Source organism: Bulleidia sp. HCP3S3_C9, assembly GCF_052064035.1.
Lineage (GTDB): Bacteria > Bacillota_I > Bacilli_A > Erysipelotrichales > Erysipelotrichaceae > Bulleidia.
This window is the reverse complement of the sequence record NZ_JBQHWJ010000001.1, coordinates 19,906-45,446: the sequence shown is the minus strand read 5'-3', so window position 1 is coordinate 45,446 and position 25,541 is coordinate 19,906. Positions and strand designations below refer to the sequence as shown.

At 33.3% G+C, this 25,541-nt stretch carries 24 protein-coding genes, 1 other RNA gene and 1 other annotated feature; of the genes, 24 read left to right on the top strand and 1 reads right to left on the bottom strand.

Translation table 11 applies throughout. The features are described 5' to 3' along the window. Positions 1-48: 48 nt before the first annotated feature. The 11 genes from ACTND6_RS00240 to gyrA all read left to right on the top strand — a co-directional run bounded on the left by ACTND6_RS00240 (position 49) and on the right by gyrA (position 12,688). The gene (locus ACTND6_RS00240; RefSeq protein ID WP_441020844.1) at positions 49-1,113 is read left to right on the top strand and encodes a M15 family metallopeptidase; all 1,065 of its coding nucleotides are present in this window, start codon (positions 49-51) and stop codon (positions 1,111-1,113) included. Between the two features lie 132 nt (positions 1,114-1,245). Then, positions 1,246-1,380 (top strand): 50S ribosomal protein L34, encoded by a 135-nt coding sequence (rpmH, locus tag ACTND6_RS00235; RefSeq protein ID WP_178175578.1) that lies wholly within the window; start codon positions 1,246-1,248, stop codon positions 1,378-1,380. Between the two features lie 42 nt (positions 1,381-1,422). Next, positions 1,423-1,755, top strand: a complete 333-nt coding sequence (gene rnpA / locus ACTND6_RS00230; RefSeq protein WP_441020842.1) for a ribonuclease P protein component — start codon at positions 1,423-1,425, stop codon at positions 1,753-1,755. 23 nt (positions 1,756-1,778) lie between these two features. Then, positions 1,779-2,693 (top strand): YidC/Oxa1 family membrane protein insertase, encoded by a 915-nt coding sequence (locus tag ACTND6_RS00225; RefSeq protein WP_441020840.1) that lies wholly within the window; start codon positions 1,779-1,781, stop codon positions 2,691-2,693. Continuing rightward, a complete protein-coding gene (gene jag / locus ACTND6_RS00220) occupies positions 2,693-3,349 on the top strand; it encodes an RNA-binding cell elongation regulator Jag/EloR (RefSeq protein WP_441020838.1) in 657 nt (218 codons plus the stop codon). Before ACTND6_RS00225 ends, jag begins: the two co-directional genes overlap by 1 nt. Positions 3,350-4,123: 774 nt before the next feature. Beyond that, positions 4,124-5,494 carry a chromosomal replication initiator protein DnaA gene (dnaA, locus tag ACTND6_RS00215; protein ID WP_441020836.1) on the top strand — a complete coding sequence of 457 codons (1,371 nt, stop codon included), beginning with the start codon at positions 4,124-4,126 and terminating at the stop codon, positions 5,492-5,494. Between the two features lie 150 nt (positions 5,495-5,644). Next, positions 5,645-6,763: a DNA polymerase III subunit beta gene (dnaN, locus tag ACTND6_RS00210; protein WP_441020834.1), complete on the top strand. Its 1,119-nt coding sequence runs from the start codon at positions 5,645-5,647 to the stop codon at positions 6,761-6,763. 131 nt (positions 6,764-6,894) lie between these two features. Next, the gene (gene yaaA, locus ACTND6_RS00205) at positions 6,895-7,095 is read left to right on the top strand and encodes a S4 domain-containing protein YaaA (RefSeq protein WP_178175570.1); all 201 of its coding nucleotides are present in this window, start codon (positions 6,895-6,897) and stop codon (positions 7,093-7,095) included. Then, positions 7,092-8,186: a DNA replication/repair protein RecF gene (gene recF, locus ACTND6_RS00200; protein ID WP_441020831.1), complete on the top strand. Its 1,095-nt coding sequence runs from the start codon at positions 7,092-7,094 to the stop codon at positions 8,184-8,186. Before yaaA ends, recF begins: the two co-directional genes overlap by 4 nt. Next, positions 8,183-10,174: a DNA topoisomerase (ATP-hydrolyzing) subunit B gene (gene gyrB, locus ACTND6_RS00195; protein ID WP_441020829.1), complete on the top strand. Its 1,992-nt coding sequence runs from the start codon at positions 8,183-8,185 to the stop codon at positions 10,172-10,174. The genes recF and gyrB overlap by 4 nt, the downstream gene beginning before the upstream one ends. 12 nt (positions 10,175-10,186) lie before the next feature. Next, positions 10,187-12,688 carry a DNA gyrase subunit A gene (gene gyrA / locus ACTND6_RS00190; protein ID WP_441020827.1) on the top strand — a complete coding sequence of 834 codons (2,502 nt, stop codon included), beginning with the start codon at positions 10,187-10,189 and terminating at the stop codon, positions 12,686-12,688. A 94-nt stretch (positions 12,689-12,782) separates the two neighbouring features. Here the strand turns inward: gyrA and ACTND6_RS00185 are convergent, their stop codons facing one another. Then, positions 12,783-13,007, bottom strand: a complete 225-nt coding sequence (locus tag ACTND6_RS00185) for a hypothetical protein (RefSeq protein ID WP_441020824.1) — start codon at positions 13,005-13,007, stop codon at positions 12,783-12,785. 78 nt (positions 13,008-13,085) lie between these two features. Further along, positions 13,086-13,304, top strand: a binding site (T-box leader). 35 nt (positions 13,305-13,339) lie between these two features. On the opposite strand from ACTND6_RS00185, the gene serS reads away from it, so the two are divergent. The 13 genes from serS to ACTND6_RS00120 all read left to right on the top strand — a co-directional run bounded on the left by serS (position 13,340) and on the right by ACTND6_RS00120 (position 25,540). After that, the gene (gene serS / locus ACTND6_RS00180; RefSeq protein ID WP_441020822.1) at positions 13,340-14,641 is read left to right on the top strand and encodes a serine--tRNA ligase; all 1,302 of its coding nucleotides are present in this window, start codon (positions 13,340-13,342) and stop codon (positions 14,639-14,641) included. Between the two features lie 84 nt (positions 14,642-14,725). After that, positions 14,726-14,824: signal recognition particle sRNA small type (gene ffs / locus ACTND6_RS00175), an RNA gene on the top strand. Beyond that, on the top strand, positions 14,824-15,303 hold the full coding sequence (locus ACTND6_RS00170) for a nucleoside deaminase (protein ID WP_441020820.1): 480 nt from the start codon (positions 14,824-14,826) through the stop codon (positions 15,301-15,303). The genes ffs and ACTND6_RS00170 overlap by 1 nt, the downstream gene beginning before the upstream one ends. 53 nt (positions 15,304-15,356) lie before the next feature. Beyond that, on the top strand, positions 15,357-17,051 hold the full coding sequence (gene dnaX / locus ACTND6_RS00165) for a DNA polymerase III subunit gamma/tau (protein ID WP_441020818.1): 1,695 nt from the start codon (positions 15,357-15,359) through the stop codon (positions 17,049-17,051). A gap of 12 nt (positions 17,052-17,063) precedes the next feature. After that, a complete protein-coding gene (locus tag ACTND6_RS00160) occupies positions 17,064-17,357 on the top strand; it encodes a YbaB/EbfC family nucleoid-associated protein (RefSeq protein WP_178175563.1) in 294 nt (97 codons plus the stop codon). Between the two features lie 3 nt (positions 17,358-17,360). Continuing rightward, positions 17,361-17,954: a recombination mediator RecR gene (gene recR / locus ACTND6_RS00155; protein ID WP_441020816.1), complete on the top strand. Its 594-nt coding sequence runs from the start codon at positions 17,361-17,363 to the stop codon at positions 17,952-17,954. 15 nt (positions 17,955-17,969) lie between these two features. After that, a complete protein-coding gene (locus ACTND6_RS00150) occupies positions 17,970-19,634 on the top strand; it encodes a formate--tetrahydrofolate ligase (protein ID WP_441020814.1) in 1,665 nt (554 codons plus the stop codon). A gap of 18 nt (positions 19,635-19,652) precedes the next feature. Further along, complete coding sequence (locus ACTND6_RS00145) at positions 19,653-20,561, top strand: hypothetical protein (protein ID WP_441020812.1); 909 nt, start codon at positions 19,653-19,655, stop codon at positions 20,559-20,561. Then, positions 20,554-22,434: a tRNA uridine-5-carboxymethylaminomethyl(34) synthesis enzyme MnmG gene (gene mnmG / locus ACTND6_RS00140; protein WP_441020810.1), complete on the top strand. Its 1,881-nt coding sequence runs from the start codon at positions 20,554-20,556 to the stop codon at positions 22,432-22,434. The genes ACTND6_RS00145 and mnmG overlap by 8 nt, the downstream gene beginning before the upstream one ends. Then, positions 22,431-23,069: a hypothetical protein gene (locus ACTND6_RS00135; protein WP_441020808.1), complete on the top strand. Its 639-nt coding sequence runs from the start codon at positions 22,431-22,433 to the stop codon at positions 23,067-23,069. The genes mnmG and ACTND6_RS00135 overlap by 4 nt, the downstream gene beginning before the upstream one ends. A gap of 164 nt (positions 23,070-23,233) precedes the next feature. Then, on the top strand, positions 23,234-23,929 hold the full coding sequence (rsmG, locus tag ACTND6_RS00130) for a 16S rRNA (guanine(527)-N(7))-methyltransferase RsmG (RefSeq protein WP_441020806.1): 696 nt from the start codon (positions 23,234-23,236) through the stop codon (positions 23,927-23,929). 10 nt (positions 23,930-23,939) lie between these two features. Next, positions 23,940-24,749, top strand: a complete 810-nt coding sequence (locus ACTND6_RS00125) for a ParB/RepB/Spo0J family partition protein (protein WP_441020804.1) — start codon at positions 23,940-23,942, stop codon at positions 24,747-24,749. An 11-nt stretch (positions 24,750-24,760) separates the two neighbouring features. Further along, positions 24,761-25,540 carry an AAA family ATPase gene (locus ACTND6_RS00120; RefSeq protein ID WP_178176991.1) on the top strand — a complete coding sequence of 260 codons (780 nt, stop codon included), beginning with the start codon at positions 24,761-24,763 and terminating at the stop codon, positions 25,538-25,540. Position 25,541 lies beyond the last annotated feature (1 nt).

Below are 25,541 nucleotides of genomic sequence, written 5' to 3'. Positions count from 1 at the left end.
CTTGTGAAATGATTTCTCTTTTTCTTGTTTTCCATATAAAATGGTTTTATGGCAAATAAAGAAGATACATTTGAAAAAGAATTGAAAAATATAAAAATTGAAAGTAAAAAAGCACCATTTCCTGATATTGATTTTGAATTAGAGAATGGAACAGATGATAATACAATAAATGATAAGATCGTTAGACCGAATACTTCTACATCATTATTTGATAATATTCCTGATTCAAAAGAATTGATGGAAGAAAAGAAAGTTGATGATGTTTTTAGAGAATTGGAAAAAACAGCTGCTGATCTAAAGATTCATGAAGCAATTGAAAAAGAAGAAAAAAAGCAGCAGAAATCCAAGAAAAAAACGACGATTATTATCATCCTTTCTGTATTGCTTGTTTTATCCATTTCTTTGTTATTTTTAAGTATGTATGCATACAAAAATAGAGAAGAAATTAAAAAAGCCGCAAAACCAACACTGGTTCCAACACTTGAACCATCTACTTCTGTTACAGAAAATCAATTACCTGCGGAATTAACGGATTTAAATTCTTTCCAGCTTCTTGTTGATTTCCAGCATGCATTGAGTAAAGATTATGTTCCTGCAAATTTAGCTACACCTTATCTGAACAGTACAACTGATGTCATTCAAGTAAATGCGGAAGCTGGTGAAATGGCAAAACAGATGAAAGCTGCTGCGGAAAGTGAAGGTATTTCATTGACAGTAACAAGTGGATATATGAATTACAAAGAAATCGAAGAACGTGCAATGGATATTATTTCTATGAATGGAGAAGAATATGCAAAGGCAAATGGTTTCCTGGCTGGCTACAATGAACATCAGACTGGTCTAGCACTTGATTTCACAGATAATCCAACAAATATCAATAACACAGTTTCATTTAAAGATACACCAGCTGGTCAATGGCTATTTGCACATGCACATGAGTATGGATTTATTCAAAGATATCCTGAAGGAAAAGAAAGTATTACAGGTGTTAATTTTGAACCTTGGCATTATAGATATGTCGGTGTAGATGTCGCAAATGCTATCTATAATAAGGGTGTTGAGTTGAATGATCCAAACTATACATTTGAAGAATATTACAGTATTGAAAAATGATATCAAAGAATCTGTGAAAATTCATAGATTCTTTTTCTGTTGTTTATTGACAATTATCTACACAAAAGATATTATTTTATAGCGTTTGTTTTCTATAACATGTAGAAAAATTTATGAATGGAGGTGGCATGAATGAAGAGAACATACCAACCAAGCAAGAAAAAGAACAAAGCCACTCATGGCTTTAGGGCCCGTATGGCAACAGTCGGCGGACGTAAGGTCCTTGCAAGAAGACGTGCTAAGGGAAGAAAGGTCTTATCTGCTTAAACCGCCGACAAGGTGGTTTTTTTTCAATTTTGAGGTTTTCATATGAAAAAAATAAACCGTGTCAAGAAATCTCAAGAATTCCAGGAATTGATTCATACTGGAAAAAAAGTTACAAATCATCAATATGCTTTATACTATCGACCTAAAAAAGAAGAAATGAATCGTATTGGAATTACACTGTCTAAAAAGATAGGAAATGCGGTAGTAAGAAACAAATTGAAAAGACAGGTTCGTATGATGTGTCAGAATCTAATTGACTTTGAAACATGCAAATACGACGCTGTCATTATTGTAAGATTTGGATATAAAGAAAACGATTATCTTACAAATAAAAATAGCTTGGAAAAACTATTTAATAAAGCTACAATGTTGTAGTTAAATGAATAAGGAGAAGGGTAATGAAATTAAGTCCCCGCATGAAAAAAATCTTGAAGTGGTCTTGCCTCATGTTATTTGTGGTTATGACAGTAGGTTGTACCGTTCCAAGAGATGCCAATAACAATATTATTTTAATCACAAACGATACTACATTCTCAAGCATTATGGCTGATGAAAACTGGTTCAGCGCAATCTTCGTATATCCATTAAGTAAGCTAATCAATATTTTAGCTCCTAAGATTACAGTTGGTGGAGCTATCATCGCAATTACAATCTTAGTTAATGGTATTGTTGCTTTAGCTACTTATAAATCAACAATTGCGACACAACAGATGCAATTGATCCAGCCTGAACTTGAAAAGATTCAGCGTAAATATGAAGGAAGAGATGATGATACTTCTAAGATGCGTCAAGCTGCTGAAATGCAGGCACTATACAAGAAGTACAATATTTCTCCAACTGGTACATTATTAGTTACATTTATTCAGTTCCCAATCTTAATGGCTATGTATATGGCTGTTCAGAGAAGTGAAGCTGTTCAAACTGGTTCATTCTTAGGAATGAAGATGGATTCTACTCCATTAACAGGTATCCAGGGTGCATTGAAGGGTGATGCAGCTGGATGGATGTATTTATTACTATTTATCTTCATGGCAGTATGTCAGTTCTTATCAATGAAGCTTCCTCAGATGATTCAGAAGAAGAAGGCTGAAGCTGAAGCAGCAAAACATCATAGAAGACCTGATATTCCTGAAAACAAGTCAATGAAGTTCATGCAGATCTATCTGATGGCAATGATCATGATGTTTGGTTTGATGTGGCCAAGTGCTATGGCTCTATACTGGGCTATTAACTCATTGGTTAATATTATTAAGACTTTAGTTGTTCAAAAGATTATTGATAAAAACAATGCAAATAAGAAAGGAGCAAGATAATGACTTCTTATTCCGCTAAAACAATTGAAGAAATCTTAGAACAGGCTGCAGAAGAAAAGGGTTGTTCTGTTGAAAATCTCTCATACACAATCTTAGAAGAAAAAGATGGTGTATTAGGTATTGGTAAATCTATTACAGCGAATGTATTTTCAATGGAAGATGTAAAGGAATTTATCTTTGATTATCTTGGAGACTTCTTTACTGGTATTGATTTAGATATTGAAGTTGCACTGGAAGAAAAGAATGATGGATTCATCATTAACTTAAATGCTGATAACAACGCTGTATTGATTGGTAAGATGGGTAAGACATTATCTGCTTTCAATACTGTAGTAAGAGCTGCAGTGAATGCTGAATTCAAGAAGAGAATCGATGTATTGATTGACGTAAATCATTACAAAGATGAACGTTATTACAAATTAAGAGCAATGGGTAAAAGAATTGCCAAACAGGTTCAAAGATCTCATGTAAATGTAGAACTTGATCCAATGCCTAATGATGAACGTAAAGTGATTCATCAGACATTAAATGACTGGCATAACATTTCTACGGAATCTGAAGGGGAAGGAACAAATAGACATCTTGTTATCAAGTATGTTCCAGATGAAGAACCTGAAGAAATCGAAGATATGTCTGACGATACAATGGGTGAATAAGAAAATGACCACTGTTACAAAACAGTGGTTTTTTTATGGGCTTGCAAAGCTTTGAAGGAAAGATAATAAAAAAATATAATAATGACTTAGACATTCATCATCAATCATGCTTAAAATTTATTTGATAAATATGTTATCATTATTCATGTTAAACTCCTTTTATTTTTTGAACCGGACATTCAAAATCATGAAAAGGGAAAGGTAATATTATCAGTTCTTCTGTGAATCGATATTATTACCTTTTTTATTATTGTTGCTTAAATTAACGGCCATTCTCATTTTTTTCCACAATTGTTTATTACTTTTACTGCATTATATGAAGTCTTTTTTTATCAACAATATCGACAATATGTAAAATACATGATATTTATGCCAGAATTTAAAGTTTTATCAAATTTTTTAAAAACAGTTTTCCACAGCTAATCCCCACATCCACAATTACAGTTTTCCACAATTGTGGAAAATTGTGGAAAACTCATATTTTGTAATAAATAAGCCATTATTTAGTTGTTGATTATTGTGTATTATTTTGAGGTTTTTTCTAATTTTCAACAATTTTCTGATTTTTCCACACTGTTGATTATTATTCCACAATTAATCAACATTTGAATTTTGTTGAAAATTGTGGAAAAGTCATTATTTCCTTTATTTTATGCATTATTTTACATGTGCATAAATTGTGAATAAAAAAATTATCCACAATTATTTATATCTTTTCCACAATTTTAGAATTAGAATATATAAGCTATTAAGAAATATTTTGGAGTTTTTTATATGAATTTTACAAAAGATCAATATCTTTTAGATGTTTGGAATAAAGTTCTCGATTACATGCATACGAATCAGAATGTTGATTCCGAAATTATCAATAACTTTTATAAGCCTTGTTCGCTGCATCAATTAACTACGGACAAAGCAATCCTGGTTGCACCTAATATTATCTCTAAACAGATATTACAAAGTCAGTCAGATGTCATTGTACCTTGTTTTATTGATGTACTTCATTTAGATCATACGATCATTCTTGAAGTCTATCAGGAACATGAACTACCAGATGAAAAATCGATTCTTACACCAGTTCCTTCATACAACGACATTGATTTTCAATCTATGCCCATTCAAAAGGATCGTACATTCGATAACTTTATCGTTGGTGACTGTAATAAAGAATCACAGGCTGCTGCTTTAGCTTGTGCTTTGAATCCTGGTAAATTCTTTAATCCATTATTTATTTATGGTAACTCAGGACTTGGTAAAACACATTTATTGATGTCTATTGCCAATTATGTATTAAAGAACGATCCATCAAAGAAGGTGTACTATACTGAATCTTTGAAGTTTGTAGAAACGGTAGTCAATGCAATACGTGATAATCGTATTGAAGAATTCAAACATTATATGTATAACGTTGATTTATTGCTTGTCGATGATATTCAATTCCTGGCAGGAAAAGAAAAATCACATGAAATCTTCTTTACGATTTATAACGAGCTTGTAAATAACAAGAAACAGGTTTGTATTGCTTCTGATCGTCAGCCTCGTGAAATCAAAGGTCTGGAAGGTCGTCTGATATCTAGATTTTCTTCTGGTTTATCTGTAGGCATTGATTCCCCTGAATTTGAAACATCTCTTGCGATTCTACAAAGTAAAATCAAGCAGAATGGATATGGAATCGATGATGTTGATCAAGAAGGATTGGCTTATATCGCATCTAATTTTTCTGGCAATGTTAGAGATCTAGAAGGGGCTTGGAATCGTGTTTTATTCTATGCAATTGAATTTCAGCCGGATGGCGGATGCATTAAATTTGAGACTGTCATGAATGCATTGAAAAACCAGGCTGTTGTTTCTGATAAAACTGGTTTATCTCCTAAGAAAATCATTAAAGTCGTTGCGGACTATTATGGTTTGACAAGACAACAGATTACATCTAAAACACGTACAAAGAATATCAGCAATGCTAGACAGATATCAATCTATCTATGCAGAAAACTGCTTGACATTCCATATATTAAGATTGGTGATGAATTTGGTGGAAGAGATCACTCAACAATCATTTCTGCTTGTACAAAAGTAGAAAAGCAGCTTCAGAAAGATACTGCATTTAAGAATGCAATTGATGAAATAGAGAAGCAGCTATTATAGTTTCCACAATTTTATCCACTTTATATCAACACACGAAAATGCTAAAATTTTATTGTTATTAAGCTGAAATTTAGAGTTTTCCACAATTTCCACACTCTTAATAACAATAAACTTATTATTAATAAATATACATAACAGGGAGGAAGGCTTATGAACTTCAACATTAATAAAAATGAATTATCCAATGCATTATCTATCGTATCCCACGCAGTATTCTCAAATTCACCGCAGGCAAGTTTAAGAGGTATCAAAATTGAAGCAAAAAATGATTCCTTGATTCTCACTGGCAGTGATTCTGATATTTCAATTCAGAAAACAATTCAAAAGAATGAAGATAACAATTTAAACATTACAGAAGAAGGATCCATCTTAATTGATTCTAAGTATGTATTAGATATCGTTAAGAAGATCGACAGTGAAAATGTACAGGTAGAAATCATTGATGGATCTTTAACAAGATTCTCTGGTGCTTCTGCAGTATTTAAGATCAATGGCATGAACGTCTATGATTATCCAAAGATTGATTTCTCTTTACCAGAAGAACCTATTGTTATGAAGCAGAGTGAATTAGCTTCTATTATTGAAGAAACGGCATTTGCGGCCAGCTTAAAAGAAACTAGACCTGTATTAACAGGTGTTAACTTTAAGCTGAATGAAAATGAATTGGTCATTACAGCGACTGACTCATATCGTTTAGCAAAGAAAGTGCTTCATTTAGAAACATCTCATTCATTTAACATTACAATTCCTTCTAAATCATTAAATGAAGTGAAAACAACAATGTTAACAAGCAATGATACAATTTCTATTTATCAGAATAATAAGAAAGTACAATTTGTTATTGATGATATGATCTTACAATCAAGATTATTAGATGGTGGATATCCAGAAACAGATCGTTTGATTCCTTCATCATTCTCATATACTTTAAAGATGAATCGTCAGGATCTGATCAAGGCAATTGACCGTACAACATTCATCAAGAATGATAATATGACAATCAATAAACTGCAGTGTTCTGTAGATGAAGTTGTGATTACAAACAAATCACAGGAAATTGGTGAATCAAGAGAAGTATTAAATGCTGAATGGACAGGTGATCCATTGAATATTTCTTTTTCTGGAAACTATGTAATGGATGCCGCTAAAGCTTTAAAAGATGATGAAATCATCATTGAATTCACTGGTGAAATGAAGCCATTTATTCTTAAAAATCTAGATGATGACAGCGTGATCCAGTTAGTTCTTCCAGTTAGAACTTATAACTGATTTCTTTAATTATTTTAACCTTGTAAATATATTGTAATATCTTTAGAAAAGTGTGATAAACAAAGGACTTTTAAGAGGTTTTATGATATAATTTATAAGGTTTTTTATGTGCCTGAATAAAGGAGAATTCTATGGAAAAATTAAACAAAGAATACATTAAATTAGATCAGTTCTTAAAGATGTCTAATATCATTTCTACTGGTGGCGAAGCGAAGATCTATTTAATGGAAAATAAGGTTCTCGTCAATGGCATTGAAGAAAATCGTAGAGGTAGAAAATTATATCCTGGTGACACAGTAACAGTAGAAGGAAGAAAACTTGTTGTTGGATGATCATTCAGAATGTAACTTTACGTAATTTCAGAAATTATAAATATTCTTCCATTGATTTTTATCAGGGAATGAATGTAATTACTGGAAAGAATGCGCAAGGAAAAACAAATCTACTAGAAAGTCTTGTTTATCTATCTCTTACTAGAAGTCATCGTATTTTAGATGATAAACAGTTAATCAAAAAAGGCGAATTGTTTTCTGATATTAAATGTACGTTTCTTGATGGAGAAAAGAGTAATGAAATTGAATGCGTGATTCATTTAAAGGGAAAGACTCTATTGGTTCGTCATCAACCAGTTAAGAAAAGCAGTGAATTTGTTGGAATGCTGAATGTTGTTCTTTTTTCACCTGATGATCTGAATATTTTTTCTGATTTTCCAAAAGAAAGAAGAAAAGTAATGGATCAGGAAATATCAAAAATTTCTAATACGTATCTATTAGCTTTATCAAAATTTCAAACAACGTTAAAACAAAGAAACAGTCTTTTAAAACAACAAACTGTAAACCAGTTACTGTTAGATACATTTGATGAAAATATTTCTAAATATGAATTTATGATCATTCAGGAAAGAAAGAATTTTATTGATAGCATAGATTCTTATATTACAAATATTTATCACAGGTTATCTGATGATCCTGTGGATGTACATTTAAAATATAAATGTTGTTTAGACAGTGATATTTCTTATGAAAATATCTTATTGGGACATAGAAACAATCGCCAGAAGGATATTGAGAATCATGTAACTTCTTTTGGAATTCATCGTGAAGATATGTTATTTGAAATGAATCATGAGCCTTTGATTCAAATCTCTTCACAGGGACAAAAAAGAATGACAGTTCTTTCATTTAAAATGGCTCTTTTAAATTTCATAACGAAACAAACACATAAGCAGCCAGTATTATTGCTGGATGATGTATTAAGTGAACTGGATTATGAAAGACAAAAGAGATTAATAGAAATGGTAAGTAAATCTTATCAATGTATCATCACTACGACAGAAATACCTGAATTTCTCAGAAATGAGAATATGAAGATATTTAAAGTGGCTGATGGAAATATTATAAATACGACAGGAGGTAATGTATGAGTGATGAAAAAGGAATCGTTATAAAAACTGAAGATGGAAGTGAAGCAGTCATTGGCGGTACTTTAGATTCTAAAGTAACTGAGGAATATAATGACTCTGAAATTCAGGTTCTGGAAGGTCTAGAAGCAGTTCGCAAAAGACCAGGTATGTACATTGCTTCTACATCATCAAAAGGTCTGCATCATTTAGTATGGGAAATCGTTGATAATGGTATTGATGAAGCTATGGCGGGATATGCTTCTACAGTGACAGTTACGATTGACGAAAATAACGCAGTTACTGTTGAAGATGATGGTCGTGGTATGCCTACGGGTAAAAACAGTAAGACAGGTAAATCTACAATTGAAACGATTTTTACTGTTTTACATGCTGGCGGTAAGTTTGGTGGCGGTGCCTACAAGTATTCTGGTGGTTTACATGGTGTAGGCGCGTCAGTTGTGAATGCGCTTTCTTCTTGGCTTGAAGTACATGTATATCATGATGGTAAAGAATACTATCTAAGATTTGAAAATGGAGGTCATCCTGTAGGTGAATTAAAAGAAATTGGAACATGTGATGAAAGTAAACATGGTTCTGTTGTTAAATTCCTTGCTGATCCAACGATTTTCACTGAAACAACTGTATATGACCATGAAATTATTCGTGACCGTTTAAGACAGCTTGCTTTCTTAAATAAAGGTATCCGTCTTGTATTCAATGATGAAAGACAGGAAGAAGATAAAAAGAAGCATTATGATTTCTATTTTGAAGGTGGATTAAAGCAGTATATTGAATATTTAAATAAATCTAAAACAGTTGTACATCAAGATGTCATCTATGCTGAAGGATATGAAAAAGATATTCAGGTAGAAGTAGCTTGTCAGTATAACGATGGCTATAATCCAGCAATCTATACTTTCTGTAATAATATCAATACTGTTGAAGGTGGAACACACTTAGAAGGCTTTAATAATGCTTTAAGCAGAACAATTAACAAGTATGCTAGAGATGCAAAGATTCTAAAGGATAAAGATGATAATCTATCTGCAGATGACTGTAGAGAAGGGATTACTGCAGTTATTTCTATCAAGCATCCAGATCCTCAATATGAAGGACAGACGAAAACAAAGCTTGGTAATACAGTTGTAAGAAAAATTGTTTCAGATATTTTTGGAGCACAGCTGGAAAGATTCTTATTAGAAAATCCTGATCAAGGTAAAGCAATCGTTGAAAAGGCTATGGTAGCTTCACAAGCACGTGTTGCTGCAAAAAAAGCAAGAGAAGCAACAAGAAGAAAGTCTGCATTGGAAGTTTCTTCTCTTCCTGGAAAACTTTCAGATTGTTCTTCTAAAGATGCTAGTATCTGTGAAATCTATATTGTCGAAGGTGACTCTGCCGGCGGTTCAGCTAAGCAGGGCAGAGATTCTCATTTCCAGGCAATTCTACCTTTAAGAGGTAAGATTTTGAATGTAGAAAAAGCTAGACAGGCACGTGTATTTGATAATAATGAAATTCGTTCTATGATTACAGCTTTTGGATGTGGTTTCTTAGAAGAAACAGATCCTTCTAAATTGAGATATAACAAAATTGTTATCATGACCGATGCCGATGTCGATGGTGCTCATATTCGTATTCTATTATTAACATTCTTCTATCGTTATATGCGTTCTATTATTGAACAGGGACATGTATATATCGCACAGCCTCCTCTCTATAAGGCACAGAAGGGGAATACAGTACGTTATGCATATACGGAACAACAGATGGAGCGTATTAGAGAAGAATTAGGAGATCGTATCTCTACGCAGCGTTATAAAGGTCTTGGTGAAATGAATGCGGAACAGCTATGGGAAACAACAATGGATCCTAAGAACCGTACATTAATTCGTGTAAATATTGATGATGCTGAAAAGGCAGATGAATATTTCAGTATTTTTATGGGTGATGAAGTAGAGCCTAGAAAAAACTACATTATTGAAAATGCGAAATTCGCAGAATTGGATATTTAAGGAGGTCAATGAATGGCTAGAGATGATTTTATGGAATTTGATGAGTCAAAATTTGACCCAGGAAAAATTACAGAAGAAAGTTTAACGAAAGAAATGAAGAGAGACTTTATTGACTATTCTATGTCAGTTATTGTTTCTCGTGCATTGCCTGATGTTAGAGATGGTTTAAAGCCAGTTCAAAGAAGAATTTTATTCGCAATGAATGAAATGAATAACACACCAGATAAGCCATACCGTAAATGTGCGCGTATTGTTGGTGAGACAATGGGTAAATATCACCCTCATGGTGACTCTTCTATCTATGGTGCATTGGTATATATGGCGCAATCATGGAATATGAGAGAAATGCTGATTGATGGACATGGTAACTTTGGTTCTATGGATGGTGATGGTGCTGCTGCGATGCGTTATACAGAAGCTCGTCTATCTAAGATTTCTATGGAAATGCTGAGAGATCTGGAAAAAGAAACGGTTAAGATGACACCTAACTATGAAGGCGAAGATCTTGAACCTGATGTATTGCCTGCAAGAATGCCTAATTTACTTGTTAACGGTTCTATGGGTATTGCGGTTGGTATGGCTACAAATGTTGCTCCTCATAACTTAGGAGAAACAATTGATGCCATCATTGCACAGATGCATAATCCTGAAATTACAACGACAGAACTGATGGAATATATCAAAGGACCTGACTTTCCAACGGGTGGATATATTGTAGGAAAATCTGCCATTCGTAAAGCATTTGAAACGGGGAAAGGTTCTATCATTATGCGTGGGAAAACTGAAATTGATAGAATGCCTAATGGTAAAGGAAGAATTATTATTACGGAAATTCCTTACGCTGTAAATAAAGCAAGCATGGTTGAAAAAATAGCTGCACTTGCACGTGAAAAGCAAATTGAAGGTATCACTGATCTTAGAGATGAATCTAACATGAATGGTGTTAGAGTTGTTATGGAATTGAGAAAAGATGTACAGCCTGAAGTGATTTTAAATCAGTTGTATAAATTATCTCCTCTACAGTCTAATTTCAGTGTGAATAACGTTGTATTGTTTGATAAGGTTCCTAGAACTGCTTCAATGAAAGAGATGATACAGGGATATATTGATCATCAGGATGAAGTTATTGTTAATCGTACAAAATATGATTTGAAAAAAGCTGAAGCAAGAGCACATATTTTAGAAGGTTTAAGAATTGCGGTTGATCATTTAGATGAAATAATTCATATTATTCGTTCTTCTAGAGATGATGCAGAAGCAACAAGTAGAATGCAGGAACAATTCAGCTTATCTGATATTCAATGCAAAGCAATTCTAGATATGCAGTTTAGAAGATTGACAGGTCTGGCACGTGAAAAAATTGAAAGTGAATACCAGGATTTATTAGTGAAGATTGCAGACTTTAAGGATATTCTCGCAAATCATTGGCGCGTTGAAAAAATCATTGAAGATGAATTAACTGAAGTGAAGATTAAATATGCTGATGAAAGAAGAACAACCATTATTGAAGGTTCTGCAGAAATGGAAGATGAAGATCTGATTCCTGTGGATGATATCGTTATTACAATGTCTTCAAATGGCTATATCAAGAGAATGACATCTGATACATATAAAGTACAGAATAGAGGCGGTAAAGGTATCAAGGGAATGGATTTGAATAAGGATGACAATATCGAATTATTCATTCATATGTCTACGCATGATAATTTACTGATTTTCACTAATTCAGGTAGAGTATTCAGAATCAAGGGATATAACATTCCTCAATTTTCTAGAACTTCTAAGGGATTGCCAATCATTAACTTATTATCTATTTCTAGAGATGAAAAAGTTTGTGCTTTGGTTCCTTACAGCGACTCCGAAGAAAAAAAATATCTATTCTTTGCGACAAAGAAGGGTCTTGTAAAGAGAACATCTGTAGAAAAATTTGAAAACATCAATAAAAACGGTAAGATTGCAATCAAGTTTAATGATGATGATGCATTAGCATTTGTTAAGGCTACAAGTGGTCATGCGGAAATTATCATTGCAGGAAGCAATGGCAAAGCTGTTAGATTCAATGAAGAAACAGTACGTCCTTTAAGTAGAGCAGCAAAGGGTGTAAAAGGATTCAATGTTGATGGTGGTGAAGTCATTGGCTTAGCTACAAATGAAGAAGGAAAATATATTCTTACAATCACAAAGAATGGATTTGGCAAAAAGTCTGATTTAAGTGATTATCGCATTACAAGTCGTGGTGCAAAGGGTGTAAGAACTGCAAATCTGACAGATAAAACTGGTGAGCTAGTTGCAATGAGAAGTATCAATGGTGATGAAGACTGTATGATTATGACTGATGCAGGTATTATCATTCGTATTTCTTTGAAACAAGTATCTGTTGTAGGCAGAAATACAATTGGTGTTAAGTTTATTAATATCAAAGATGGAGAAGGCGTTTCTAACGTGGCTATCTTAGATCCAGAAGATGATTCTGAAGAAGATCAGGTAGAAGAATCATCGGAAACAAAAGAATAAATAAAAAAGAATGTTTATGATAAATTAAATTCATAGACATTCTTTTTATTTTAGTTAATAGATGATTGTGTATGTAACATGCATGCATAATCATCTATTTTTTAGATGTTTTCTTTTTCTTTTCTTTCTTTTTAGATTTTTCAATATCTTTTCTCACTAGTGAAAGAAGATATTCTTTTACTGAATCTTGTGATTCAATCCATTCAATTAAATCTGCTTCATTTTCATTATGTAATCTTATGGAAAAAGAACGATAATTATTTCTATTATATGTATTGTTATATTCTAATCTTTTCTCATAATTACTTTTACTTTTCATTTTTAAAATACCTCAATTTTTTTCATAATATCATCCCATTCATGACTTGACAATTGCTATCTTGAATGATTAAATGTTTTTAATTCGTAGAGAAGGAATAGTAATGAAAAACTGTAAATTGTAGAGAATCAGTGGCTGGTGAAAACTGATGCAGTTTGATTGAATCCGCCTTTGAGAGAAACCAATACTTTCCGGCTCCGACCGTTATACGGAAATGAAGAGGCTTATAAATTGTTTCACGTGAAACAATCTATAAACAAAAAGGGTGGCACCGCGATTACACACATCGTCCCTTTGTGGATGATGTTTTTATTTTGTAAAGGAGAATAAACATGATTGACATTAAATTAATTCGTGAAAATCCAGAACTTGTAAAAGAAAATATTAAAAAAAAGTTCCAGGATGAAAAGCTTCCAATGGTTGATGAAGTAGCTGAATTCGACAAGGAAGTCAGAGCTGTAAAAGCAAAAGGTGATGCTTTACGTGCTGATCGTAACAAGATGTCTAAAGAAATTGGCTTATTGATGCGTGATGGAAAAAAAGAAGAAGCAGAACAGGTAAAAGCCAAAGTAAAAGAAATGGGCGATGAAATGGAGACTCTCGAAAAGAGAGAAGCTGAATTGAATGAAGAAATCAAAAAGAGAATGTATGTGATTCCAAATATCATTGATCCATCTGTTCCAATTGGTAAAGACGATAGTGAGAACCAGGAAATTGAAAAATTTGGTGAACCATTTGTTCCTGATTTTGAAGTTCCATATCATACAGATATCCTTGAAAAGGTAGATGGTCTTGATATTGATTCAGCTGGTAAGACATCTGGTAATGGTTTCTATTATTTAAAGGGAAATGTTGCTAGATTACATTCATCCATTCTAGCTTATGCACGTGATTTCATGATTGATCGTGGATTTACATATTTTGTACCACCATTCATGATCCATGGTGATGTTGTCAGTGGAGTTATGAGCTTTGCAGAAATGCAGAACATGATGTATAAAATTGAAGGTGAAGATCTTTATTTGATTGGTACATCTGAACACTCTATGGTTGGAAGATTTATTGGACAAATCTTAAAGAAGGAAGATCTTCCTTATACATTAACATCTTATTCTCCATGTTTTAGAAAAGAAGTAGGTGCACATGGTATTGAAGAAAGAGGTCTTTATAGAGTTCATCAGTTTGAAAAACAGGAAATGGTTGTAGTATGTGAACCAGAAGATTCTAAATACTGGTATGATCAGTTATGGAAGAACTCTGTTGATTTCTTCAGATCATTAGATATTCCAGTTAGAACATTGGAATGCTGTTCTGGTGACCTTGCTGATCTTAAGGTAAAGAGCTGTGACGTTGAAGCCTGGTCTCCTCGTCAGAAAAAATACTTTGAAGTAGGTTCTTGCTCTAACTTAGGTGATGCACAGGCTAGAAGACTTGGTATTCGAGTAAAGGGTGAAAAGGGTAACTATTTTGCACATACATTGAACAATACAGTTGTTGCTCCACCAAGAATGTTAATTGCGTTTGTAGAAAACAACTTGAATGCTGACGGTTCTATTAGAATTCCTGAACCATTACGTCCATACATGGGTGGAATGAAAGTGATTCCAGTAGCAGAAAAGAAAAAGAATTTCTAATCTGAATGAGTATCGTAAGATACTCATTTTTGTTTCACGTGAAACAATTTAAATAAAGATTGAGTTTCAAAGCTGAATCATATATAATACTAACGGCACAGCAGTCATGTTTCTAACCTGGTCAGGACCGGAAGGTAGCAGCCATACGAGCCTCTGATCGCGTGTGCCATTTTTTTATTATTATGAATCGTGAAAATGAATATATGAGAGAAGCTTTGAAAGAAGCTTATAAAGCAAAAAAAATTGATGAAGTACCTATTGGTGCCGTTGTAGTAAGAAATGGTGAAATTATTGCACGCGCACATAACATGAAAGAACACGATCAATTAGCTTCATCTCACGCGGAACATCTTGCTTTAACAAAAGCACAAAAAATATTAGGTACATGGAATTTGCAGGATTGTGATTTATACATCACTTTAGAACCATGTATGATGTGCACTGGGCTAATTCAATTAAGTAGAATACGTCGCTTGTATTATGGAACTTCAGATCCAAAAGGTGGATGTCTTGAAACTGTGATTCATGTAAAGCAAATTCCACATTTAAATACATATCCAAAAGAAATATATGCAGATATTATGAAAGAAGAATGCTCAGAAATATTAACTACATTCTTCAAAGAAAAAAGAAATAAAAATAAGCATAAAAACCATACATAAACCTGAATTAGAAGTCAGGTTTTTTGTTATAATTATTTCTGCAGGAGACATACATGGCAAAAATAGCACTATATCAAAAATATCGTTCCTCAACTTTCGAAGAAGTTGTAGGACAGGAATATATTGTTAAATCAATAAAAAATGCGGTAAAAGAAAACAAAGTGGGACATGCTTACTTATTTTGCGGTCCAAGAGGTACTGGAAAAACAACAATGGCACGTTTGCTGGCAAAAGCGGTAAATTGTGAAAATCCAGAAAATGCTCCATGTGAAAAGTGTGAAAACTGTGTTGCTGCAAATTCAGGGACACATCCAGATATTATTGAAATTAATGCTGCAAATGAAACACATGTAGAAGATATTAGAGACCTGATTGAAAGAAGCAGACTTGCTCCAATGCAAGGAAAACATAAAGTTTATATTATTGATGAGGTGCACCAGTTATCAAGTGCTGCTTCTTCTGCATTATTAAAAACTTTAGAGGAACCACCAGAAAATGTAATCTTTATTCTTGCGACAACAGATCCTCAGAAATTATTACCTACAATTATTTCTAGATGCCAAAGATATGATTTTACAAAGGTTAGAACTGATCAAATTCGTGATCATTTATTAAATATCGCAAAAAAAGAAAATATCATCATGGAAGAAAATGCTGCGATGATGATTGCTGTATTGAGCGATGGCGGTATGAGAGATGCATTAAGCATTATGGACCAATGTGCATCTTATACAAGTGATGAAATTACAGTTGATGCAATTGATCGAATCTATGGTTTAGCAACGACAAGTGAAAAAATTGGATTAATTGAAGATATTCTAAATAAAGATTTAGCTTCTATTCTGACAAGAATTCAAAATTATGAAGAAAAAGGTATTGATTTTGTTAGATATACAGATGGAATGATAGATATTCTAAAAGATTCAGCAGTATATTCTGTCTGCAAGAAAGAAGAACTGTTAAAAGTATTGAATCAAGAAGAAGCAAGTACATTATCTTCAAAGATTTCTTCGTCTATGTGCATGCAGATCTGTGAAAAGCTTCTAGATACAAAATCTAGATATAAACAATCTACATCTGCCGCAAGAGTATTTGAGGTAATGTGCCTCTCATTAGCAACAGAGGAAGCAACAAATCCAATTGTGAATGCAATTCCAGCTGTAGTTCATAATATTTTTTCACCATTAAATACAGAAGAAAGAATTGTTAGAACACCAGTTATTTCAGAACCAGTAAAACAGACAGTTGAAGAAAAAACTGATGAAGTTGTTAAGGCTAAGCCGGTAGATGTGATACCTTTAGATAAAGTGTTATCTATATTATTAGTATGTAATAAACAAAATAAGGTATCAGATGAAAATACTTTATCAATGATAGGAAGCTATGCAGATTTAAATCACAGAAAATATACTACGGTATTAAATGAATGCAAGGTAGCTGCGAGTGGTAATGACTGTATTCTTCTTTATACAAAAATGCAATCTATCGCAAATCGTATCAATGAAGAAAAAATGAATCGTGAAATATATGAATTCATGAGAGATGTATTGCATACGGATAAAGTAGTATTTGCGATTACGGAAGATGATTTTATAAAAGCAAAAGTTGAATTTGTAAATCACAAAAAAGAGGGAACATTACCAGAACCAATTCAAATAGAGAAATATAAAGAAGAAAGTTCTGAAGAATCTTCAACATTAGAAAAAGTAAAAGAATTATTTGGTGAAGATAACATAGAAATTGTTTAGGAGATAAAGAATATGGATATCAATATGATTATGAGACAGGCGCAGAAAATGCAGGCTGACTTAAAAAAGACACAATCTAAATTGGAAGCAACAATTTATGAAGGAGAATCCAATGGTATTAAAATCCAGATCAATGGAAAATGTGAATGTCAGAGTATCACGATTCCAGAAGAATTGATGGATGATAGAGAAATGCTGCAAGATATGCTTCTGATTGCTTTCAATAATGCAGTCAGCAAGTGCGATGAAGATAGAGAAAATCAATTAGGTGGCCTCACTGCAGGATTAAATCTGCCAGGGATGTAATACATGTATCCAAAGAGCTTACAAGAACTGATTGATAGTTTTAGAAATTTACCTGGTGTTGGTGAAAAAAGTGCAGAGAGATATGCTTTGAATGTATTGGACTGGAAAGATACAGAAGTACAGGCATTTGCACAGGCTTTATTAAATGTAAAGGAAAAACTGCACTATTGTAATGAATGTGGTAATTTAACAGAGGATGATACATGTGATATTTGTAATGATCCTGATAGAAATCATGAAGTGATATTTGTTGTACAAAGTTCAAAAGATGTTCTAGCAATGGAAAAAACAAATGAATATCATGGTGTGTATCATGTATTGAATGGATTGATTTCAACATCAAAAGGCATTATGCCTGAAGATTTGAATATTGATTCATTAATTCAAAGAGCTAAGAATGCAAAAGAAATCATATTAGCTACAAATACAACAATGGATGGTGAAACAACTGCGATGTATTTGAATAAATTATTACATGCGGAATGTCCAGAAGTATTAGTAACACGTATTGCGCATGGTCTACCTACGGGTGGTATGTTAGATTATGCAGATGAAATGACATTAACACATGCTTTGTCAGACCGAAGAAAAATGTAAAGGAGAAAATACGGTATGAATAACGATCTAAAGATTGCTCAGGAAGCTACACTAGAAGATATTTACAAAATTGCACAAAAAGCAGGTATTAAAGAAGAAGCTTTAGAACCTTATGGAAGAGATAAAGCAAAGATTGATCTCAATCAGTTGAATCTTGAAAATGAAAAAGATGGAAAATTAATTCTCGTTACAGCAATTACTCCAACAAAAGCAGGTGAAGGAAAGTCTACTACAACAATTGGTCTTGTAGATGGTCTTAGCAAAATTGGTAAAAAGGCAATGGCTTGCTTAAGAGAACCTTCTTTAGGTCCAGTATTTGGTTTAAAAGGTGGAGCTACAGGCGGTGGCTATGCTCAGGTCATTCCAATGGAATCTATCAATTTACATTTCACAGGAGACATGCATGCAATTACTACAGCAAATAATCTTATTGCTGCAATGTTAGATAATAGTATCTACCAGGGAAATCCATTAAACATTGATCCTGCAAAAGTTGTATGGAAGAGATGTATGGATATGAATGAAAGAACTTTACGTGATATTACAATTGCACAGAAGAAAAAGACAAATGGTGTTGAACGTGAAGATCACTTTGTTATTACAGTAGCAACAGAAGTAATGGCAATTCTTTGCTTATCTAATGACATTCATGATTTCGAAAAGAGATTATCTGAATGTGTTGTTGCATATACATATGATGGTGAACCAGTAACAGTAAAAGATATTGGTGCAGCAGGTGCAGCAACAGTTGTTATGAAAGAAGCATTGAAGCCAAATCTTGTACAGACACTTGAGCACACACCAGTATTTATTCATGGTGGACCATTTGCAAATATTGCACATGGATGCAACTCTGTAATTGCTACAAAAACTGCATTAAAACTCAGTGATTATGTAGTTACAGAAGCTGGATTTGGTGCTGATCTAGGTGCTGAAAAGTTCTTAGATATTAAGTGTCGTGCTGCAAATCTAAAACCTAATGCAGTTGTTATTGTTGCAACAGTACGCGCTCTAAAAATGCATGGTGGAGTTGAAGTAGATGCATTAGGTGAAGAAAATGTAGATGCATTACTCAAGGGTACTGCAAATCTAGAAAAGCATGTTGAATCAATTCAGGCATTTGGTGTCCCATTTGTTATCGCAATCAATAAGTTTGCAAAGGATACAAAGGCTGAAGTAGAAGCATTATTGAATTGGTGCAAAGAAAAGAACTATCCAGTTGCTGAAGCAGATGGATGGGCAAATGGTGGAGAAGGTATGAAAGATCTTGCTTCCATCGTTGTAGAAAAGTGTAAAGAAGAAACACATTATGCACCTATCTATGATGTAAATGACTCAATTGAAAATAAAATATTCAAGATTGCGACAACAGTATATGGTGCAAAGGATGTTGAATTCTCTGATGAAGCAAAAGAAACAATTGCTTTATATCAAAAATATGGATGGGACAAGTTACCAATCTGTATGGCAAAAACACAGAATTCATTAAGTGATGACGCTAAATTAGTTGGTAGACCAGTTGACTTTACAATCCATGTAAGAAATATCAATATTTCAAGAGGTGCAGGATTTATTGTTGCATATACAGGCAATGTATTAACAATGCCAGGTTTACCAAAGGTACCTGCCGCAATCAATATGGGTATTGATGAAAACGGCGAAACATATGGATTATTTTAAAGATTAGAGAAATATATTATGGGTTCTATTGCTTATGTAACGGACAGTGAGATGCTGGAATATCATCGATTGTGCAGAAATCGCACAATCATATTCTGGCGTCTTGCAAATAAAAAGAAATTTGCGGATTTTAGAAAAGGGGATCTTCTTTTCTTCTTTTCGCGTCCAAATCATGGCAGAAAAAAAGGACTCGTTGGATATGCACACTATGATTCTGTAAAAAGATTATCTTTAAATCAATTATGGAATCAATATAGTGAAGCATGTGGATATGAAACAAAACAACGATTAGAAGAAGCAATTCGAAAAGCAGGAAAAGGTGAAATTCCTAAAACAATGCGTTGCCTGTATCTTACGGATGTTGTATTCTTTATTTCGCCTGTTTATCCAGATGAAATTCATTCTTTGGATCTGACAGATCACTTAGAATCCTATACATATTTAGATCGAAGTGATCCTTCCGTTACGGTAAAAATATTAACTGCCGCACAAAAACACGGAATTGATCTATGGAGTGCAGATCCAGATAAAAATCCTGATGAGATATTTAGAGATGATGTTGTAAGACATCAAATTGCACTTATTTCTAAGAAAATAGGAAAAGAATCAGGCAGTGAAAAAGAAAGAGCATTGTCCCATAAGTTAGCTGAGTTGAAAATGAAAGAAAATAGATGGGAAATGATTCGTGGATCAAACAGTGAATGTCTGTATATGGATAAATCAAAGATCAAGATAGCACTGCCTTTGGTTTATCAGGCAAATGATAAAGATCTTAGAATTCGAGAAGTCATTGGAAAAGTGACAATGTATCGATATTATATTAAGAAATTGAAATTTGAACGTCGCATAGTATTTGAGTTACTGGCAAGTAAGGATAAAGAAATTCCTGAAGTAGAAAAAATGGTGGAAGATATAAATAATGGTTGATTTTGATATAGTTGTAATTGGTGGAGGACATGCAGGAATTGAAGCTGCACTTGCATCTGCAAGATTAAAGAAAAATACATGCTTACTCACATTGAGTATTGATAACATTGGTAAAATGCCTTGTAATCCTTCTGTTGGAGGTCCCGCAAAAGGTATCGTTGTACGTGAAATTGATGCATTGGGTGGACAGATGCCAATTACTGCAGATAAAACTGCATTACAGTTTAAAATGCTGAATAGTGCAAAGGGTCCTGGTGTTAGAGCATTACGCGTACAGTCTGATAAGATTGCATACAAGAAAATGATGCAGGATGTTTGTCTTCATACTGAAAACCTGACTGTCAAAGAAGCAATGGCAGTAAAGATCAACACTGAAAATAATCGCATTACTGGTATCACATTAGCAGATGGTTCATTTATTTCCTGTTCTATTGTTATTTTAACAACAGGAACATATATGGCTGGTGTGAATATGATTTCTTCTGAAGTAAGAGATGGCGGTCCAGATATGGAAAAGACAACAAAAGATTTATCACAGTCTTTACGTGATCTTGGATTACATACATTCCGTTTAAAAACAGGAACACCTGCCAGAATCTTAACTTCATCAATTGATTTTTCTAAAACACAATATGAACCAGGAACAGATGCATTTTTACGTTTTTCAGAAACAACAAGACAAGAAGATGTACGAGCATTTAAAGATCAGGTTCCATGTTATTTAACATATACAACTCCAGAAACACATGAATGGATTTTAAACAATTTAAATAAATCATCTATGTATTCTGGTGTTGTGAAAGGTGTTGGACCAAGATATTGTCCATCCATTGAAGACAAACTTGTTCGTTTTAAAGATAAACCTAGACATTTATTATTTTTGGAACCAGAATCTTTGTCTATGGATACAACATATATCCAAGGATTCTCTACATCTTTACCAAGAGATATTCAGGAACATATGGTACATTCTTTACCAGGCTTTAAAGATGCAATTATAAAAAAATATGCATATGCAATTGAATATGATGCTATTGATCCAATACAGATGAAGCCAACATTTGAATCAAAGATTATTGAAAATCTGTTCACTGCAGGCCAAGTCAATGGAACAAGTGGATATGAAGAAGCTGCAGGCCAAGGTATTATGGCTGGAATTAATGCTGTTATGAAACTAGATGGAAAGCAGCCACTTGTATTTGCTAGGGATGAAGCATATATTGGTGTACTTGTAGATGATTTAACAACAAAGGGTACACTAGAACCATATCGTTTATTAACGAGCAGAGCTGAATTCAGATTATTATTGAGACATGATAATGCTGAAGAAAGATTGATTGATAAAGGCAGAAGTATTGGCCTAATCAGTGATGAAAGATATGCAGCATATGAAAGAAAGCAGGCAGAACTTTCTAGATTGAAAGATCATTTGAAGGAAACAGTCTTTGAAATTGATGATGATAGAATTCATCAGTACTTGAAAGAATGTGGATATGATGAAGATGGCCATCGTGGTATCAATGGTTTGAATCTTGTGAAAAGACCTAATATTGAAACAAAGAAATTATTTGAAACAATCGATGAAGAAACAGATTCTTTTATTGCTTCTAAATGTGATATTGATATTAAATATGCTGGATATATTGATAAAGCAAGAAGAGAAGCAAGTAAATTAAAAGCAATGGATTCTATTTCATTAGGTGTTGATTTTAACTATGATGAAGTTGACAATTTATCGATTGAAGGCAGACAGAAACTGATGAAATATAAACCTGCAACAATGGGACAGGCTTCAAGGATTTCGGGTGTCAACCCTGCAGATCTTGCGGTACTTGCAATTGCAATCAAACAAGGAAAGGGAAAAGCGAAATGAGATACGAAGATGTAGTAAGTAATGTAAATGTATATGGATTTGAGGAAGCTGTTAAAGGTGCTAAATATTCCTATGCAATTGATACAAATGCCGTAACAAGTGAAGTGACAAAAACAACACTTTCATTAGCAAATTCAAAAGCAGGAAGTGGTCATGATCAGTTTATGACAGGAATTATTGTTCAATTTGATCTTACATTTTCAAATAAGGCATGGGTGGAAGCAGAACGCTATAAGTTTTTGAATTTTATCTCTTCTCAGTCAACAATGCATCGCATTACAAAGTTTGATCTAGACCAGGCATATCTTCCTTATGTAGATAACAGAATTGTTGAAATCATGAAGGAAAAAGTAAAAGCATATAATGAGCTTCAGGCACAAATGACATCTTTCAAGAATGAAGGAAAAGATGTATCTGAAATGATGAATACATTAAATGAAATGTATTTAGAAATTTTATATTCCAATCCAGCTGGATTTAGATTGACTGCGAAGATGACAACAAACTATCGTGCATTAAAGACAATCTACAACCAGAGAAAAAATCATCGTCTTCCAGAATGGAGAGCATTCTGTGAATGGGTAAAAACACTGCCTCATTCTGAATTTATTACTGGTACACAAATTGAATTATAAAATTGTGGAAAAATTATTTTTCAACGCAAATACATAAAATGGCTTAAAATGTGGGAAATTTCAAACTTCACTTTTATAAATTGTGGAGAAAAAAGTTTTCCACATATTTTTATCTTTTATTTTTATAACAGTCTGCTAAAATTATCCATGGAGTAAAAAATACAATGACACCTGACAAATTTATTGAAGAATGTAAAAAAAGAAATTTAGTGATTTCCGAGGAAATGATTACACAGTTGGATACATATGCCAAGCTTTTAAAAGAATGGAATTCTAAAATGAATCTGACTGCGATAGATGAAAGAGAAGAAGTGTATGAAAAGCACTTTTTTGATTCCATTCTTCCTTTGAATGATTCTATTCAAGGTAAAGTAGCAGATGTTGGCACAGGAGCTGGTTTTCCAGGTGTTGTATGGAAAATTGTGAGAAAAGATCTAGAAGTATCTTTAATTGAACCAACAGGAAAACGTTGTAAATTTTTAGAAGAAGTCATTTCTCAATTACATTTATCAAATATTAAAATATATAACGAAAGAAGTGAAGAACACGTGAAAGAACATCGTGAAGAATACGATGCCGTTACAGCACGTGCCGTAGCAAACCTCAGAGTACTTTCTGAACTATGCTGCCCACTTGTAAAAGTTGGCGGTTCTTTTGTGACGATGAAAGGTTCTCGTGGAGATGAAGAAGTTTTAGAAGCAAAACATGCAATTTCTGTTTTAGGAATGCAGCTTGATCAAAGAGAAGAAACAGCTTTAACGAATGGAGATCCTAGAGAGATCTTTACATTTAAAAAGGTTGAAAAAACACCTTCAGCATATCCAAGAAACTACGGACAGATAAAGAAGAAGCCACTATAGGAGAAAAGCTATGAAAAATAATTTTTTTGATAGATTTATGGAAAATAATATTCAACATACAATTATTTCCGTTCCTGTAGAAAAGATTCAGCCATCTCGTTATCAGCCACGTCTTCATTTTGATGAACAGAAATTAGATGAACTATCACAATCCATTCAACAGAATGGATTGATTCAGCCATTAACAGTTCGAAAAGTGGATGATGGCTTTGAATTGATTGCTGGAGAAAGAAGATACCGTGCATGTAGAAAAGCAGGATTTCAGGAAATTCCTTGTTATGTATTAACACCATCTGATGATGAAGCTGCACAAATGGCACTCATTGAAAATGTACAGAGACAGGATCTTTCTGCCATTGAAGAAGCTAAGAGTTATGTGCAGATCATGAAACAAGCACATCTTTCTCAAGAACAGGTTGCAAAGAAGATTGGTAAATCACAATCTGCAGTTGCAAATAAAATTCGTCTTTTAAATTTACCTGATGATATTCAGGATGGTGTGATCAATGGCGTTATTACAGAAAGACATGCACGTGCATTATTAAGTGCACCAGAAGAAAAACAAGTACGTATATATAAAGATATCGTAAAAAAGGGATTGAATGTTAGAGAAACAGAAAACTACATTGAATCCATCAATCAGCCTAAAAAGGTACACGCTAGACAGAAAACAAAAGGATATTCAAAGAATATCCAGATTGGAATCAATACAGTGAATCAATCTATAAAAATGATTGAAAAACTAGGTATTGAAGTAAGAGTAGATACGAGTGAAACAGATGATCAGGTAAAAATGATTATTTCGTTTCCTAAGAAATAGAGGAATTGAATATGGGAAAGATTATTGCAATTGCCAACCAAAAGGGTGGTGTAGGAAAAACAACAACAGCCATGAATCTTGCGGCTGGTTTAGCATATGTTGGAAAAAGAGTTTTATTAGTTGATTTTGATCCACAGGGAAATGCAACGCATGGTATCGGAGCAAATAAAGTTGGTTTTGATCAATCTGTATATGATGTTCTTCTAGGAAATGAATCTGTAGATGATGTCAAAGTAACGTTACAGATGCCACCATTAGATGTTCTTCCTTCAACAATTGATTTGTCTGGTGCAGATGTAGATATGGCAAATTATGAAGTTGGAAGAGAAAAACTTTTAAAGAATAAATTAGATGTCGTAAAAGATCGCTATGACTACATTATTATAGATTGTCCACCAGCACTTGGTTTATTGAATACAAATGCCTTGACTGCAGCAGATTCTGTAATGATTCCTGTACAGTGTGAATATTTTGCATTGGAAGGCTTAACACAGTTATTATCTACAATCCGTCTTGTTCAGAAATTATTTAATTCTGAATTATCTATTGAAGGTGTTTTGCTGACAATGTTTGATGTCAGAACAAAATTATCTGTAGAAGTGCAGCAGGAAGTTAGAAAGTATTTTAAAGAAAAAGTATATAAATGTTATATTCCAAGAAATGTAAGATTATCAGAAGCACCATCTCAAGAAGAAACAATTTTTGAGTATGATACAAGAAGTGAAGGCGCCAAAGCATACGCACAGCTTGTAAAAGAAGTCATTACACAAAACGATAAAGCAAGGAGGTAAC

Coding starts and splice junctions, on each gene's coding strand:
- ACTND6_RS00240 (WP_441020844.1), top strand. CDS start 49: ATGGCAAATAAAGAAGATACATTTGAAAAAGAATTGAAAAATATAAAA.
- rpmH (WP_178175578.1), top strand. CDS start 1,246: ATGAAGAGAACATACCAACCAAGCAAGAAAAAGAACAAAGCCACTCAT.
- rnpA (WP_441020842.1), top strand. CDS start 1,423: ATGAAAAAAATAAACCGTGTCAAGAAATCTCAAGAATTCCAGGAATTG.
- ACTND6_RS00225 (WP_441020840.1), top strand. CDS start 1,779: ATGAAATTAAGTCCCCGCATGAAAAAAATCTTGAAGTGGTCTTGCCTC.
- jag (WP_441020838.1), top strand. CDS start 2,693: ATGACTTCTTATTCCGCTAAAACAATTGAAGAAATCTTAGAACAGGCT.
- dnaA (WP_441020836.1), top strand. CDS start 4,124: ATGAATTTTACAAAAGATCAATATCTTTTAGATGTTTGGAATAAAGTT.
- dnaN (WP_441020834.1), top strand. CDS start 5,645: ATGAACTTCAACATTAATAAAAATGAATTATCCAATGCATTATCTATC.
- yaaA (WP_178175570.1), top strand. CDS start 6,895: ATGGAAAAATTAAACAAAGAATACATTAAATTAGATCAGTTCTTAAAG.
- recF (WP_441020831.1), top strand. CDS start 7,092: ATGATCATTCAGAATGTAACTTTACGTAATTTCAGAAATTATAAATAT.
- gyrB (WP_441020829.1), top strand. CDS start 8,183: ATGAGTGATGAAAAAGGAATCGTTATAAAAACTGAAGATGGAAGTGAA.
- gyrA (WP_441020827.1), top strand. CDS start 10,187: ATGGCTAGAGATGATTTTATGGAATTTGATGAGTCAAAATTTGACCCA.
- ACTND6_RS00185 (WP_441020824.1), bottom strand. CDS start 13,007: ATGAAAAGTAAAAGTAATTATGAGAAAAGATTAGAATATAACAATACA.
- serS (WP_441020822.1), top strand. CDS start 13,340: ATGATTGACATTAAATTAATTCGTGAAAATCCAGAACTTGTAAAAGAA.
- ACTND6_RS00170 (WP_441020820.1), top strand. CDS start 14,824: ATGAATCGTGAAAATGAATATATGAGAGAAGCTTTGAAAGAAGCTTAT.
- dnaX (WP_441020818.1), top strand. CDS start 15,357: ATGGCAAAAATAGCACTATATCAAAAATATCGTTCCTCAACTTTCGAA.
- ACTND6_RS00160 (WP_178175563.1), top strand. CDS start 17,064: ATGGATATCAATATGATTATGAGACAGGCGCAGAAAATGCAGGCTGAC.
- recR (WP_441020816.1), top strand. CDS start 17,361: ATGTATCCAAAGAGCTTACAAGAACTGATTGATAGTTTTAGAAATTTA.
- ACTND6_RS00150 (WP_441020814.1), top strand. CDS start 17,970: ATGAATAACGATCTAAAGATTGCTCAGGAAGCTACACTAGAAGATATT.
- ACTND6_RS00145 (WP_441020812.1), top strand. CDS start 19,653: ATGGGTTCTATTGCTTATGTAACGGACAGTGAGATGCTGGAATATCAT.
- mnmG (WP_441020810.1), top strand. CDS start 20,554: ATGGTTGATTTTGATATAGTTGTAATTGGTGGAGGACATGCAGGAATT.
- ACTND6_RS00135 (WP_441020808.1), top strand. CDS start 22,431: ATGAGATACGAAGATGTAGTAAGTAATGTAAATGTATATGGATTTGAG.
- rsmG (WP_441020806.1), top strand. CDS start 23,234: ATGACACCTGACAAATTTATTGAAGAATGTAAAAAAAGAAATTTAGTG.
- ACTND6_RS00125 (WP_441020804.1), top strand. CDS start 23,940: ATGAAAAATAATTTTTTTGATAGATTTATGGAAAATAATATTCAACAT.
- ACTND6_RS00120 (WP_178176991.1), top strand. CDS start 24,761: ATGGGAAAGATTATTGCAATTGCCAACCAAAAGGGTGGTGTAGGAAAA.